This window comes from Ruegeria sp. CDSC042, from assembly GCF_059610745.1.
The window spans coordinates 382,287-397,950 of record NZ_JBXWOF010000002.1 but is presented as its reverse complement, the minus strand read 5'-3'; the positions used below and the strand labels follow the sequence as shown (position 1 = coordinate 397,950).

The window sequence follows — 15,664 nt, the reverse complement described above, 5'->3', positions numbered from 1 at the left end:
GCCATGGCTATCCTCCGAGCGCTTTCAACACGGCTTGCAGCTTCTTCCGGCCAGCCTCTCCGGTGGCATTCACAGCAACCTTGTCGCCATTGAGAAATATGAAACGGTCGGCGATCTGCATGAATGAGCGGTCGGCGGTTGCGATGACTACAGTGCATTTCCCCCGCTTGTCACCAACCCAGTGCTTAAACAGGTGACGCCGACGATCCGAAAGACCATTGGTCGGTTCGGAAAACAGAAAGAGCGAAGAAGGCCGCGCCATACAACGAGCCAGAGTCAGCGCTTTGACCGCCTCTTCAGGCAACTGCGTCAGCACAGTGTCGGTCAGGCGCGTTTCCTGGCCTTCTGGTAAAAGTTCGAGATCATGCAGCAGGTCCGTCCTGTCCAGAGCCTCGGCAACCTGGTCCGGAGAAAGGCTGGGCACCGCCAGGCGGAAATTCTGCGCGACCGTGCCGTAGAACAAGGATTTCTCATAGGTTGCGTATGTGACGGATTTCCGTAATTCGTCACAGGCGATCTGGCGAATATCTATCCCATCATGCTCGATGGTGCCGCTCAGGGGGCTATACAGCCCGTCTATCAGGTCGAGAATGGCAGTGCGACTTGCCGTATCACTCCCCATGACCAGCACGACCTCACCCGGATTGCACTGGAAACTGACCTGCGAAAGGATCGGAGGATTCAACGGATCGGTACGGTACGTCACCCCCGAAAAACAGACCCAACCGCTAAGCGTCTTCTGATGCGATTGCTTGAGCCCCATTTCCAACTCTTCGGGCAGTCCAAGAACTCGATCGGCTTGTGTGCTGCTGGACCGGAACGACAGAATTTGAGGGAAGCTGGTGTACAGAGATTGAATCGGAGCCAGCACTTTGGACACCAACGCGATGGAGGCGATCATTGCGCCAAAGCTCAATGAGCCATTCAGGGCCCCATATGCGCTTAAAACGACTGCCCCGACCGTCGCCAACCCACAGATTGACTGTACAAGCGACTGGGTAAATGACTGAAACAAACGCGCACGTGCTGTCGCGCGTTCGCCGGCTTCAGCAAGGGGCAGACTGCGTGCCAGCCATTGTTTCTGCATTCCCAGATTGACCATCACCTGTTGATGCAGCACCGCGTCATGAATGGCGGCTTGACTGGCCGCATTAGCCTCGGCCGCCGACTTGTCCAATCGTTGTTGAAAGGCAGTGGTAAAGATACCAAGGCCGACAAGGAACAGGATCGAACCCAATGTCAACAGACCGACAGATGGCGCCAGATAACACAAAACCGCAAAGAAAATCAGAACGAAGGGCAGGTCAAGAAAAGCTCCCATTACCGGACCGGTAAACATGTCGCGCAGGGATTCGAATTGTCTGAACCGGGACAGTTGCTGATTTATGTCAGACTTCTGAAGCTGGCTCAGTGGAAGGGACATCAACTTGCGAAACAATGCCTCCATCATCTGTCGTTCGCCATTCCAGCCAATGTAAGCAAGCGCTCGGGTACGAGCGTGACGAAAACACAGGTCGGAGAGGCCGATTATGGCCACACCGAAAGCCAATGAAATTAGAAGATCGACTGATCCTGACGGAATCACGCGATCGTAAATGGCCATAACCAACAGGGGCGCGGTCAGCCCCAGCAGGTTAGTTAGGAACGACGAAATAATCAGCCATGGCATCATCGCCCGCAAGCCACCAAATGCTGCTCCTACAGTTATTGGGCGGTCGTCTTCGTGTTGATGATCAAACCGGTCGATCCTGATAACCCTGCAAAAACGATGTGTTGGCTGTAATAAACGCAGATCGGGATTGTGATCGTCGCTGACCTGGATGCCGCGCCCTGTTCGTCCTATCGCAAGATAGCAGCCTCCCTGATCTGGAAAGACCATGGCCGGGCATTGCCAATCAGATATCTCGTTTTCGCGGCACCTCAACTGCGTATGGGGAAGACCAAGGTTGCGGAGCGTCTGAAGAATATCCTCTACCCGAAACCATTCGGACAAGTGTGGCGTAGCTTCGATGATCGCATCCGGACGGTTTCGCCATCCGCCCTGAACCAGAAGCTGCTGTAACAACTGCCCTGCAATTTGCGCGTTCAAAGCAATCATGCCGCCCCCCTTCTGATCAGCTTTGCCGCTGTTTGCTCTAAAGTCGTGTCGAGTTCCCATTCCGCATACACACCCTCGGCAGAGGACCTGAGGCGAACTGTCTCTTGTGTGAGATTCTTCATTCGGGGATCGGGGCTGGCAATAATCAGGGTCAGTCGCGGCGAAACAGACATCAGATAGTCAGCCAGCGCTTGCCTTTCGGCGGTGTCCAAAACTGCCGTTGGCTCATTCATAAGCAGGATGCGCGGCTGCAAGGCCAGAGCCCGTGTCAGGGCGATCATCTGCCTGTTCACCGGGTCTTTTTCAAATGCTGTCCCGGTGTTCAGCGGAGTGTTATAGCCCAGAGGAAGACGATGAATGCGTTTCTCCAGCCCTAATGTTGCAGCTACTGTTTTTGCTCGCTCGACCATCGCGGCATCACCAAAAGCACTGAGGTTTTGCAACAGCGTGCCGGACAGGATCGCTGGCTGAGCCTCGAGCATGACCATGGCGTTCTGCCCACGCTGTGCCGCACGTTGGACTGCGGGCCGTTCGTCGATCCAAACTTCTCCTTGATCGGGCATTCGTTGCCCGGACAAGGCATCGAAAAGCTCGTCTACCATCCAGCTTTTCTCAGCTTCAATCAAAACCCCAACAGAAGGCGCGCCGCGAAATCTGATAGGGCCGAAACTATGCCCAGAACCATTCAACCGCTTCATCGAGACATCATTGATCTCGATCCTGCCGGTCAAGGCTGGCTGATCAGAGACCGCACTGGAAACCGTCTGCAGACTGTCCATTTCGCCGAGCCTGCTGCGCGAGATCGCGACATTCTCGGATTGCACCCAAAGCGCCATCAGCTTGGTTAACGGCTGCACAATTCGGCCGTTCAGCAACATGCAGGCGGCCATTTCGGCGATGCCAATCAGGTTGTTAATCACCAGATAGGCCCCAAGCAGACCCATCGCCGCCACGGTCATTTGCGAAAAGATAGCGCCGAAGTTCTGTGCGAACCCGGAAAACTGGATCAACTTCCGGCTCATATCCACCGTCTGGCTTTCGAGCATCTCGAACCGACGGGTCATTTGCGGCTCCATCCGGTTGACCTTGACCGTCTGCATGCTGGTCAAAATCTCGGATAGAAACGCATAGCGGCGCGTGTCGATTGATTTGCGACGGCGGAACAAATGCCATTGCGCACGCTTCATGATGGCCGCGAAAATGGTGACCGTACAAAATGCTCCAAGCGGGACCAAAACAAGCCAACCCCCGATCAACCCGATCAGCACCGCAAACAACAGGGTGAATGGCAGATCAATCAAAAGAGTTTGCCCCTGCCCGGCCTGGTGATCTCTTAATTGGCCGATCGCCCCGAAACGTTCCGCGTAAGTGCTTGCCGGAACCTTGGAAAAGCTTAGCGTATTCGCTGTGATCACCGTGGTCATAAACCGCTGGAAATTCGATACAGCGGCATCCTCAGCTGCAGCCGAGAGCAAAATTGCACGGCATTGACGCAAAATCAGCTCCAACACTGCGCTGACCAATAACACAACTGTCAGGACCCGCAGGGTGTCGACCGACTGAAACGGAATGATCCGATCAAAGATCAGCAGGATCGAAATTGGCATCAGCAACGAAAGCACATTCAGCGAAATGGATGCGGCCCAGACAGGGATATCGCTTTGTCCTGCCGTCATTCGCCCGGATAACCCACGCGGTTTCATCGTTCTCTTCACCCAGTTGGTTGGCCTTCAGCTTTGGGGACGTAAAATTGAAGAACAGTAAATCTGAGCGTCGTGAGAGAGTATATTTTCTCTTAAAATTTAAAGGTTTAATTGACCTTCGCTGAACACCTGCATTGTAAAAGGTGACGTGAATCAACAAATTTCCTGAGGTGTCACGCGATGAGCAATATGAAAGACAATCCGGAATTTCGGGCGAAAACACTGCAGGCCGAACACGACGAAACGCATGAAATCGCCGCTCATCTATCACGCAATACCGTCAACACCTCTGACGATCCCAGCCGCAGTACATTGCATACCGGCGAGCAACAATCCGGCGCGCTGGAAGACCGCGCGCGCTTTGAAGAGTCGATTGAAACGCTGAACGTAACCGCGCCAACCGCGGTTGAAAGTTTCGAGGCACCAACCGACCAGAGCCTATCCAATTTCAGCGAAACTGGATCCTCAGGTGCCGCGCAGCCTTTGCAGTCTGAGGACACAGCGGACACACCCGCGGTGCATACCCCGCCTCTCGAAGGGAACATGCCCGCCCAAACTCCTTTCGAGCTGCAACAGGCCATTGAAATTGACCCACTGGCTATGCAAGCGGCGGAAGCAAGTCAGCCGATTTCATTCCAGAAAACTGCCGGACAGTCTCCAGATATTTCGGAGCCGGACTTGAACGACGCCCCCGAAGAAATCTTGTTGGACGGCACGACTATAGCCGAAAATGCAGTAGGCGGCGTGGTCGGAACCCTTTCGGTTGTGGACCCGAATGACGGGGAAACACATACATTCGAAGTCTCGGATGCCCGCTTCGAAATTGTCGACGGTCAGCTACAGCTAAAACCCGGCCTCTCGCTGGATCATGAGGAGGCGGCGCACGTCGAGGTGGATGTCAAAGTCACCGATGCCGGCGGGTTGAGCCTGACGGAAAGATTTGCGGTTGATGTTCTCGACGTGAATGAAGGACCAGAAAAAATCACCTTGGAAGGCAATACCATTTCCGAGAACTCGACAGGCACGGTCGTCGGCCACATCACAATCACTGACACGGATGACAGCGACACACATACATTCGAAGTCTCGGATGCCCGGTTCGAAGTTGTCGACGGTCAGCTACAACTAAAACCCGGCCTCTCGCTGGATCATGAGGAGGCGGCGCAGGTCGAGGTGGATGTCACAGTCACCGATGCCGGCGGGTTAAGCCTGACGGAAAGATTTACGGTTGATGTTCTCGACGTGAATGAAGGCCCAGTAGGTATCGCGCTGGACGATACCACAATATCGGAAAACGTCGCCGGTGCGATTATTGGCCGAATCGAGGCGATCGACCCGGACGCTGAAGATGACCACGTATTCGAAGTGTCAGATGACCGGTTCGAGGTCTTCAATGGAGAGCTTCGCGTGAAACCCGGGATGCAGTTTGATCACGAAGAGACCGCTCAGATCGACCTGCAGGTCACCGCCACCGATTCTGAAGGGCTGAGCGTGACCGAGTCTTTTGTCATCAACATCAAAGACATCAACGAAGAACCCACAGATCTTAGCCTTGGCAATGACACCGAAAACCTGATCCGCAACGGTAGTTTCGAAGAGTTTGACCTTGATGAAGGTCGCTGGCGGGGATTTGACGGCGACGATAGCGGCGCCTGGACCGACGCAAACGGGATCGAAATCTGGGACCGTCTCGGCGGAACCCAGGCTTCTGAGGGTGATCAACTAATGGAAATGGACCATGCGCGCGGCGTAGACAGCATCTCTCAGGTCGTCGAAACCGAGGCAGGCCAGCTTTATGATCTTGGCATCGACCTGCGCGAACGCCTTGCAGGTGGGACGGACACGGTTGAGGTCTGCTGGAATGGCAATTTGGTCGCGGAGCTTGATCCTCAATCCGCCGAATGGCAAACATTCGACCTTCAGGTGGTTGGAACCGGTCAGGACAACCTGGAGTTGAGGGAAGCTGAAAACCAAAATGACAGCTATGGCGCGCTTGTCGACAACATTACTCTGACTGCGGCCGAGCTAACGGTGGCCGAGAATGTTGAAGGTGCCGTTGTTGGAAAAATCTCTTTTGACGACCCTGACCTTGGCGGCTCGCATCGGTTTGAAGTCTCTGATGACCGGTTCGAGGTTGTCGACAACCAGTTGCGGCTAAAACCTGATGTGGCGCTTGATCACGAAGAGGCCTCATCTGTAACGGTGGATGTAACTGTCATTGACGAGGGCGGTCTTACTCTGACCGAAAGCTTTACCGTCAATGTCGCGGACATGGTCGATCCCCGTATTTCCGCCGGCACAGATGGGGACCAGCCCCAAGTCACCGAGAGCGAGCCTGACGAGCCTGAACCAGATGCAAAACTCTCTGATGGGAGTGATGCCCAAGACCCCATTTCGGAAAAGGCAGAGTTTCAGCCAGATGGTCTCGGTCCGGTTCAGCCTGAATCGCCTGCTGATCCAAACCAACCTTCGGCACCATATGAGAGCGGAGCACAGCCCCCTGCCCCAAGCGCCGAAATGCAAACTGGTTTTCATGCAAGTTACTACGATGTAGACCAGAGACTGACCCGAATGGATCAAGTCGACTGGAACTCAGCCCCGACTCATCAGGAAGTTGTTTCCGAAATCGACTACGAACTTGGAAAAGACTCATTCTGGGAAGGCGGATCCTCCGACACATTCGGTGCCAGGCTGGAAGGGTCCTTCACTGTCGAGGAAGGGGGCAGCTATACTTTCTTTGCCGGAGCAGATGATGGGATTGCTGTTTTCATCGATGGAACAAAGATCATCGAGTACGATAAGCCACATGGGTTTCGCACGTATTCAGAAGAGGTCAACCTTGAGCCTGGGACTTATGGCATCGAAGTCCGATATGTCGAGAACCAAGGCCATGCGGGGCTGAAGCTGGAATGGGACGGTCCGGATACCGATGGCCGTGAGGTGATGCAGGCCGATCCCGGTTTGTCGGTTCCTAAGGACGACGCGATCCAAGTTGGCATCCAGGTGTCGCATGCGTCTGATCAGGCGAATGTTACACTGGAGGGGTTACCGGCAAATACCCTGATAATCAGTGGTGAGCATTCGGTGATCACCAATGGTGATCCGGTGGATTTGTCGGGTTGTAACCTGAACCACCTGGAGCTTTCCCCGCCAGTAGGTTTCGAGGGCGTAATTCATGGTCAGATCGTTGTGTCAGACATAGACAGCGCCGGCACTCTCATCACTTCGGAAAACCCATTTGCCCTGACCGTCGGTGACGACCCTGTCAGCGCAGGGAATTCTTTGGACGAAGAACTGGCTTACGAAGCGCTGTACTCGAGTACTCCTGGAACCCTGCCTTGGGATGCTATCCATTCGACCGACAATGCCCCAGAGGTGGATGTTCTGGACGAGCCGATCTCAACCCTCGGAGATGCAAATATTACTTGTATTGAAACAGATACTTATGAGAGATTTGATTGGTAGTGAATGCAATGCTCAGTGGAGCCGACCTGCATTCTGTTCTGGGATGCGATCTTTGCCACAGGCTTCTTGCCGAGACGCTAGAATCTTGATTTTGCAGACGGTCCAACACCTATATTTTCTTTGGTTGTGCCCAAGGCACAGTCTGGCCAGAATTTCAGCAAATTTATGACAGAAATCACACCTAGCTGCGGCGTTCGAAACGAATCTGCTCTAGGTGAGATCAAATGAAAAAGTTGGCCATTCTTCTTATATTTATGCCCTTCACGGCGCTTGCAGAAGAGCGGGTGTTTGAATGTCAGTCGCCAGACGAACAGCATCCCGAAATGGCTGCGAAACTGATCAAATATGAAGATCAAAACAAAGGTCGTATCAAGATCGGTGACATCGACAAAGAGGTCGATGTTTTCCCGGGGCTCGATACCTTGACCTACCTGTATATCGGCGAGGATCACACGCTGAGTTATAACGTCCACCCCCAGAAAGGCACGTTCGATTTCTCTGCCTCTGGTAGTAGAACCGGTTGGGGCAAAGGAACTTGCACGGAAATCACAGGGCAATAACCCGCATCTCCTCCTAACAATGCACCGGCCTGTTCCATGGGCGTGTGCTTGCGGCAAACAGTGGCTGCACCCGCAGTAGCGCCACATATCTATCGGCGGACCAACCAGCACTGTGCCTTTTTCAAATATACGCATCGCGCCGTTTCCGTCCCGAAACGGCGCGATGACATTTCAGTTAATGCGCGCCACTGCGCTTGGCGTTGACGACCGTCTGCTCCAGAGGGTTATAGCCTTCTGGAACAGGCACAAGATTTACCCTTTTTGCATAGTCCTCAAAATAGGCCTGCATCGCTGCGACACGCTCGGGCATCTGGTCCGCCAGATTGTGTAATTCCGACGGATCAGCTTCGATATCAAACAGCTCCCATTCGCCTGTGCCTTTAGGGGCCAGATTCTGCATCAGTTTATATTTGCCCTGGAATACTGCCGAGGACCCTGCAAGCTCATATCCAACCGGGTTGTTATCGTCGCGCACGGTTTCCGTCTCACCCTTCAGGACCGGCATCATACTGATACCGTCTGGCGTATAAATTTCGCGACCGTCATAGACCGGTCCGGGAACGTCTACGCCGGCAACGTCAAGAAGTGTTGGAACGATATCGCGAACAAAGGCAAATTTATCGACTTGCGATCCGGGCTCGACAACGCCCGGGAATTTCACGATCAAAGGGACACGCAAACCACCCTCGGTCGAGAATGTCTTAAAGTAGCTGCCCGGAACCGCTGCGGCTGCCGCCCAGCCAGGGCCGTAATCAGCATAGACACCCTGCTGCCCCATATCCGAATAATCGCCGTCAAAATCCTCGATATAGACCTTGTCGTAGTGGGCTTTGTACCAATCACGATAGGCTTCAGACAGCGGCAACTGGTTCGGATCCGGGCCGTTATCCGCAAGGAAAATGACGATCGTGTTGTCCGCAATACCTTTTTCATCCAGATAGCTCAGGATCCTGCCGATATTGACATCCATATTGTCCAGCATTCCGGCATAGGTCTGCATCCGTCGCGCGTTGAATGCTTTTTCTTCGTCGTTAAGCTTTTCCCAATCCGGCATCTGCCACGGTTCATAAGAGGTTTTCGCAAACTCCGGGTCCAATTCCACATCCGGAGAGATCAGCCCAAGTTCCTTCTGCTTTTCTAGACGCGAAACCCGCAGGGCCTCGAACCCTTCGTCATAGACGCCGTCATATTTGTCGATGAATTCTTTTGGCGCCTGATGAGGGTAATGGACGGCTTGATACCCGACCCAGGCCAAAAATGGTTTGCCGTCATCCAGGTTGCTGTCGATGTAATCGATCATCGTTTGGGTATAAAAATCGGACGAGAAGTAGTCGTCCGTTGGCAGGCTGACAAGCTTGTCGTCCTCGTAATAGTGCACCCGCGTATAGAACGGGGCATAGGGCTGCTCGACCCAGTTATCCGCACCGCTTTCGCCCAGCATAAAGGATTTCTCAAATCCGCGGTCATAAGCGATCGTGCCAGGCTCATGACCCAGGTGCCATTTGCCGGCCATATAGGTGTGGTATCCTGCGTCGCGCAACAAACGCGGCAACGCAACAACCTTGTCGTTCAAATGACCTTCATAGCCAGGCTTGCCGAATTGGTTATCGGCCTGAATCTCTAACATATTGCCGAGGCCTGCGAGATGGTTGTCGACACCGCTGATCAGCATAGTCCGAGTGGGCGAGCAAGACGCACCGACGTGGAAATTGGTGAACAGCATACCGTCATCTGCCAGTTGGTCGATCGAGGGCGTTTCGATTTCACTGCCAAATGCGCCAACATCGGAAAACCCCATGTCATCTGCGATTAGAATAAGAACGTTTGGGCGTGTATCCTCAGAATCGGCAAGTGCTGCAGTCGTTGATAACGCCGAAGCGCCAAGCACAGCTAATATATTCCTTAAAGGAACCATTGAATCCTCCGTTATGTGGGAAGTCCGGGGCGTCGTGCCACGGTCGACAATAATGTCGCAGGAAACGACAATTCCGACTACAGAAAGAGACGACCATTCCATCAATTGGTATGAGCGTTCTGAATATTGGAACGAGGGTGCAAATGATTGATTCCAAAGCCATAGATGCGGTGCGCTCATTGGCCAGACACGGCAACTTTCGCGTGGCAGCGGATGCAATCGGAACCTCTCCCGCAAGTTTCTCACGCTATATCGGCCAGGCAGAAACTTATGCCGGTCAGGCGCTATTTGAACGGACAGGCCGCGGCGCAACCATCAGACCGGCGGGGAAACGCTTTCTGCAACTTCTGGACGCGCTGCACGATGCGACCAGCCAGTTTGAAGCAGGAGTCGAACGGCTGCGTTCGGTCGGCCCGGAGGTGCTGAATATCGGCTGCGGACCCCTGACGACCCGGACGATCATCACGCCGCTTCTGGCAGAGCTGCTTGATAACTGGCCAGATCTTCGTGTCCGCGTTGATGTGCGGGCCACCATGGAACCCCTCGAAGCATTGCGGATAGGGCGCCTGGACGTGGCGGTTTGCGATCTGACGCACACGCCCAACCTAAGCGATCTGGACATTCAGGTCGTTCGAAAGGAACCCGTTTTCTTCTGCGCTCGCCCCGACCATCCCATTCATCAGGCAACTCCGGTCTCAATCGCTGAGGTGTTTCGGCATCCGTTTATAACCGCGCATATGCATCGCCACTGGCGCTCTGCCATTGCCGCCACTCTGGGGAATGACGAGAAAGCCTGGCATATTGTTGACCAATTGCCCCAGATCGAAAGTGACGATTTCTCTTTAGTTGCCGATATGGCCTGCAGAGCAGACCTGATTGCCGGAGGAATGAAGGAAGATTTTGATCAGCACCTGAAATTGGGGATGTTGAAAGAGATACGAACCACGCAACCTCTGACCTGGAACATATGCGCTGCCCGTCGCAAGGGCGTCAAATTTGCCGCGCTTGATATGTTCTGGAATCGATTGTGCCACCGGTACGGAGCGGAATAAGCCCGCCGCATGACCGGAATACCCGGCGGTTAGTCTACATCGCGGACAACGCGAAATCCGACATGATTGCTGCCCAACGACATCTCAACCGGCTGCCGCGCTGCAGGTCGGTAACGCAGACAGAAATTCGGCGCGCAAAGCCATGAGCCCCCTTTGACCAACCGCATTGCACCCATCGATGCGCTACCGAACTGGGCGGCAAAGGCCTTTTCCGGGCCGGTAGGATCTATTTGGTCGCCAGGAATGTGCCCCGGCACCCACCAGTCGGCCACGTGCTCCCAGACATTGCCCGCCATGTCATAAAGGCCGTAGCCATTGGCCACATATGAAGCTACGGGTGCGGTTCCGACATGGCCATCGTCAGCCAGGTTTTCGCTTGGGAACTGTCCTTGCCAGGTGTTTGCTTTCCACCCATTGCTGGGATCATAGCTGTCACCCCAGGTGTAGTCGGCGCCTTCGATCCCACCGCGAGCTGCAAATTCCCATTCGGCCTCGGTCGGCAGACGACCTCCGATCCACCCTGCAAATTCTGCGGCATCCTCGGGTGACACATGCACCACCGGATGGTCGCCCAGTTCCGCAATCGAACTGCCCGGTCCTGCCGGGTGTTGCCAGCTTGCACCTTTGACATAGCGCCACCATGCGTTGGGATTATTGAGCGACACCGCTTCCTTAGGCTGGGCGAAGACCATCGACCCAGGCTCAAGCAAATCTGCAGGCAGACCCGGGAAATCCTCCGCCGACAAGCCACGCTCTGCCGTTGTCTGATACCCGGTTTCTTCGACAAAATTCGCAAATTGGTCGTTGGTAATTTCTGTCCGCGTAATGTCAAAGGACCTGACATTCACTGGATGGACCGGAGTCTCTTCCGCTTGAAAGTTTTGTGAGCCCATCAGGAATTCTCCACCATCCAGCCGGACAAACTCAGGACCTGGTTTGGAACCGATACTGGTATACCAAACGGCAAAGCATACAATCGCAACCACGGGAACCGAGCCATAGGCTAGCAATCTTCTTGAAAGGGGCATGTAGCATTAACCTGTTGGATCTATCAGGGGTGAATGTAGTGATTTGGTACGGTTTTCAATCCCCTACTGTGAATGGGCAGCATTCCTACCCTTCGACCTGAGCTTCAACGAAAGGCGCGCACCTGCCTGATGCGAGGCAAATTCACCTACACTTGTAAATTCATGTCAAATTGGGACCGCTGTTCAATTCAAACGATCCACAGCCGCCAAAGCACCCGACAGAGCGACCTTGATCTCTGAGGGCATGCCTCTGCCCTGTTTATATTGATTGGCCGCGATCCAACCTGCCTTGTGACCCCGCGCGCCGATCGCCTTCATCCGTGCATCAGCCGCAGAATCCGGCATTTTTTCAACCAGGTTTCTCGAATACTCGATCTCATCGCGGGACAAAATCATACCAACCGCACTGTATACATCCATGCCAACTTGCATCGTCAAATGATCCAGCCGATGCGTTGCCCCAGACAACATGCGCGTGCAAAAGGCCGCCAGAAAATACCAGCGAAAGATCGCAAGTATGCGCTTCTGAGTATCAGTGACTGTATCCACCTCAAATAATGCCGTGGCGGAGATCTTTTCAAATGCTGCACTGGCCGCCTGTGAGGCCTGAATAATCTGATCCTCGCGCACGTCTACGGGTATGACTGGCGGGACAGGTGTCACGACCGGCTGGTAAGTTTCGAAATTCATGCATGGCCTCCGGCTTTGGTTGCTGAAGGGAACATGGGGGTTCGAAAATGCATCCCGATGTGAATCTCTGCCATAGTTTGTAAGTATACCCGGTATTTTGGCTAAACTTAAAAGCCATTTTTCATATGTAACGCAAACTCAAGGACAAACTTGGCTAATTGAGTTATTAATTGTGTGGGATTTGGGCCGCATTTTTTTGCTGAAATCTGGGCCTTTATATCGCCCTAAACCCCCTTACATCTGACACGATCTTGCAGAATTTGTGCCCTTTTTACCAAATACAAACAGTCAATCCTGCTGATCAGTTTACGAGTTTGAATTTAACGAGGGGGTACAAGCGGGACTAGGGGGTGAGCGCCTGCCGGGCCGGGCTCGCCCTAGGGCAGAGCAGCTCCCCCCGCCGCCTTCCGTCAGTCGATTTTGCTTTTTTGCGAATGCGGTGTGACACCAAAACTGGATCGATAAACCCGCGAGAAATGACCGGGATTTTCAAAGCCACAAGCCAAGGCGACCTCAGTGACGGATGCTTCGGTCTGAAGCAAAAGCTTTTGCGCGCGTTCCAGGCGTAATTCCATAAAGTATTTTTTGGGCGAAGTGTTGAGATACTTACCAAATAACCGCTCTAACTGGCGCGTGGATATGCCAAGATCATCCGCGATCTTTGACGGAGAAACCGGTGCTTCAAGGCATTCGCGCATGGTATGGATAGCCCGAGCCAGATGTGCGTTACGCATCCCGTTGCGCGATTGCAATGATACCCTTTGTTTGGCCGTTGCGTTGCGGGCAGCATTATACACCATCTGGTCTGCAACCGCGATCGCCAGCTCCTCGCCGTGATCGCGTCCGATCAGATGCAGCAAAAGATCGGCAGTTGCCGTCCCACCCGATGCCGTGATGTGTTTCGCGTCTGCCACGAAGACACTGCGCACAAGGTTCACCTCTGGGAACGCTTCCATAAACGCATCGTGATATTCCCAGTGGATCGCAGCCTGAGAGCCATCCAGAAATCCAGCCTCTGCTAGAAGCCAAGCACCAGAACACAATGCCCCGATCGGCGTGCCCCGCGCACGTTCGCGTCGCAACGTCGCCAGAAGGTCGCGTGAGACATGGTTGCGCATGTGGATGCCCGACAAGACAAACAGCTGATCAGTCTTTGGAATATCGCCCAACCCGCCATGCACAAGTGTCACCACCTTATTGGAACACACTGCACGCTCTGCGTCCTCCGATATCAGCGTCCAATCATATAGCGTTTTCTCACTGACCAGATTGGCGATCCGCAGTGGTTCGACGGCACATGAAAAGGCGAGATGCGAGAACTCCTCGATCAGAACAATGGTGATGTGCCGCATCTGAGGCATAGGGTTTTCCACTTTGTTCGGCCGGATTGGCTGAGTCTTTGTCGTTGGATTATGCTGCACGAAATTTCTATGTATACAATATGTATTTTATTCGGATACAAAAAGGAGGCAATCGAACCCAATCGATTCTTGCTGGCTGGGCTGGAGGATCCGGATGAAGGACGTCGCAAAAACCCGCAAAACGCAGCTGGCCGAGCACTTGAAGGTCTCGATCCTGACTTTGCGCCTGCAACCTGGCACCGATCTGGACGAGGTGCATCTGTCCGATGCGTTTGGCCTGTCGAGAACGCCTTTACGCGAAGTGTTCCGACAACTCGCCGGAGAAGGATATCTGGACCTGCGAACAAACCGCAGCGCGCGCGTGTCCGAAATGTCGTATACCACCTTGCGCGATTTCTTTCTGGCCGCTCCGATGATCTATGGTGCAATCCTGCGACTGGCAGCGGCGAATGCAAAGCCTGTGCAGATTGAAGCCCTGAAAACCGCACAGCAGGCATTCAAGGCCGCGCTGCGGGATGGGGCAGCCGAAGAGCGCGCCCTGGCCAATAACCGCTTTCACGAAGTGACCGGCGAAATGTCGGGCAATGTCTATCTATTGCCCTCTTTCAACCGTTTGCTGATAGACCATGCCCGTATCGGCATGACCTTCTACCGGCCACAGTCGGGCAGGATGGTCGAAAACCTGTCCGAGGCAAGCCAGCAACACGACGCCATCATCGACGCCATCGAAGCACGCGATGAAACGGCTGCTGCGCAGCTGGCCGAAGATCACTGGAACCTGTCACGCGATCAGATCGAACTGTTCGTGATGCCCGATGCGCTGGATGTCCCAATGGGCCTCCCACCGCTTTCGAAACCTGCATGAGGACGGAATGAACCCAATTTTCCGATTTGAGGGGGTCTATACCCCGGTGGTCACGCCCTATCAGGCCGATGACAGCGTGAACTGGGACGCGCTGGCGCAGGTGATTGAGCTTCTGATCAAGAATGGCGTGCATGGTCTGATCTCGGGCGGGTCGACCGGTGAGAATTATGCGCAGACCGTGGAGGAACGGCTCGAATTGGCGCGGTTCACCCATGTGCGTCTGAAAGGCCGTTTGCCTCTGGTTGTTGGCACGGGCGCGATGTTGACGTCGGACTCGGTTGCGCTGGCGTCGGGTGCCAAGGAAATCGGGGCGGATGCGATCCTGTTGGCCAGCCCGCCCTATTCGGTGCCCACCGACCGCGAAAATGCGCTGAATGCGCTGGCCATCGACAAGGCCGCCGACCTGCCGGTAATGCTGTACAATTATCCTCACCGCACAGGCACGATGATGGGCGAGGAATTCCTGGACCGCGTCGGACGCAGCAGGAATTTCTGCGGCATCAAGGAAAGTTCGGGCGATATCAACCGGGTTCATCTTCTGGCGCGGGACTATCCGCATATCCAACTGGGATGCGGTATGGACGATCAGGCGCTGGAATTCTTTGCCTGGGGCGCGCCGTTCTGGGTCTGTGGCGGCTCGAACTTTCTGCCTGCCGAGCATGTGGCGCTATACCAGGCCTGTGTAATCGAGGGCGATTTTGCCAAGGGCCGTCGGATCATGTCGGCGCTGATGCCCTTGATGCGGGTATTAGAACAGGGTGGCAAATTCATCCAGACCATCAAGCATGGTGTCACAATGAATGGGATTGACGCGGGCATCGTTCGGCCGCCGCTGAAATCTTTGAACAAAGATGACAAACGCGCGCTAGAGCAAGTGACGCGCGTGCTGAAACAGAAAATCGCTGACATCATGGCAGAGGAGTAAGG

At 54.2% G+C, this 15,664-nt stretch carries 11 protein-coding genes; 5 read left to right on the top strand and 6 right to left on the bottom strand.

Going from position 1 to position 15,664, the window contains the following annotated elements; translation table 11 throughout:
* Positions 1 to 7: 7 nt before the first annotated feature.
* Together AC2FHX_RS07635 and AC2FHX_RS07630 are read right to left on the bottom strand one after the other, a co-directional pair.
* Positions 8 to 2,098, bottom strand: a complete 2,091-nt coding sequence (locus tag AC2FHX_RS07635) for an ABC transporter transmembrane domain-containing protein (protein WP_496700670.1) — start codon at positions 2,096 to 2,098, stop codon at positions 8 to 10.
* Positions 2,095 to 3,813 (bottom strand): ABC transporter transmembrane domain-containing protein, encoded by a 1,719-nt coding sequence (locus AC2FHX_RS07630; RefSeq protein ID WP_496730603.1) that lies wholly within the window; start codon positions 3,811 to 3,813, stop codon positions 2,095 to 2,097. Before AC2FHX_RS07630 ends, AC2FHX_RS07635 begins: the two co-directional genes overlap by 4 nt.
* A 168-nt stretch (positions 3,814 to 3,981) precedes the next feature.
* On the opposite strand from AC2FHX_RS07630, the gene AC2FHX_RS07625 reads away from it, so the two are divergent.
* Both AC2FHX_RS07625 and AC2FHX_RS07620 read left to right on the top strand, forming a co-directional pair.
* Entirely contained in the window at positions 3,982 to 7,266 is a 3,285-nt protein-coding gene (locus AC2FHX_RS07625) for a PA14 domain-containing protein (protein ID WP_496700674.1), read from the top strand.
* A gap of 224 nt (positions 7,267 to 7,490) precedes the next feature.
* The gene (locus AC2FHX_RS07620; RefSeq protein ID WP_142635900.1) at positions 7,491 to 7,826 is read left to right on the top strand and encodes a hypothetical protein; all 336 of its coding nucleotides are present in this window, start codon (positions 7,491 to 7,493) and stop codon (positions 7,824 to 7,826) included.
* A 175-nt stretch (positions 7,827 to 8,001) separates the two neighbouring features.
* Here the strand turns inward: AC2FHX_RS07620 and AC2FHX_RS07615 are convergent, their stop codons facing one another.
* Positions 8,002 to 9,741, bottom strand: a complete 1,740-nt coding sequence (locus tag AC2FHX_RS07615) for an arylsulfatase (RefSeq protein ID WP_496700676.1) — start codon at positions 9,739 to 9,741, stop codon at positions 8,002 to 8,004.
* Positions 9,742 to 9,884: 143 nt separating this feature from the next.
* Here AC2FHX_RS07615 and AC2FHX_RS07610 point away from each other — a divergent pair, with 143 nt between their 5' ends.
* Complete coding sequence (locus AC2FHX_RS07610; RefSeq protein ID WP_496700678.1) at positions 9,885 to 10,793, top strand: LysR family transcriptional regulator; 909 nt, start codon at positions 9,885 to 9,887, stop codon at positions 10,791 to 10,793.
* A 29-nt stretch (positions 10,794 to 10,822) separates the two neighbouring features.
* Here the strand turns inward: AC2FHX_RS07610 and AC2FHX_RS07605 are convergent, their stop codons facing one another.
* The 3 genes from AC2FHX_RS07605 to AC2FHX_RS07595 all read right to left on the bottom strand — a co-directional run bounded on the left by AC2FHX_RS07605 (position 10,823) and on the right by AC2FHX_RS07595 (position 13,872).
* Entirely contained in the window at positions 10,823 to 11,821 is a 999-nt protein-coding gene (locus tag AC2FHX_RS07605; protein WP_496700680.1) for a formylglycine-generating enzyme family protein, read from the bottom strand.
* Positions 11,822 to 12,004: 183 nt separating this feature from the next.
* Complete coding sequence (locus AC2FHX_RS07600; protein ID WP_496700681.1) at positions 12,005 to 12,511, bottom strand: hypothetical protein; 507 nt, start codon at positions 12,509 to 12,511, stop codon at positions 12,005 to 12,007.
* Positions 12,512 to 12,921: 410 nt separating this feature from the next.
* A complete protein-coding gene (locus tag AC2FHX_RS07595; protein ID WP_496700683.1) occupies positions 12,922 to 13,872 on the bottom strand; it encodes a GlxA family transcriptional regulator in 951 nt (316 codons plus the stop codon).
* A gap of 154 nt (positions 13,873 to 14,026) precedes the next feature.
* On the opposite strand from AC2FHX_RS07595, the gene AC2FHX_RS07590 reads away from it, so the two are divergent.
* Positions 14,027 to 14,737 carry a GntR family transcriptional regulator gene (locus tag AC2FHX_RS07590; protein ID WP_271948135.1) on the top strand — a complete coding sequence of 237 codons (711 nt, stop codon included), beginning with the start codon at positions 14,027 to 14,029 and terminating at the stop codon, positions 14,735 to 14,737.
* A 7-nt stretch (positions 14,738 to 14,744) separates the two neighbouring features.
* A complete protein-coding gene (locus AC2FHX_RS07585; protein WP_496676274.1) occupies positions 14,745 to 15,662 on the top strand; it encodes a dihydrodipicolinate synthase family protein in 918 nt (305 codons plus the stop codon).
* Positions 15,663 to 15,664 lie beyond the last annotated feature (2 nt).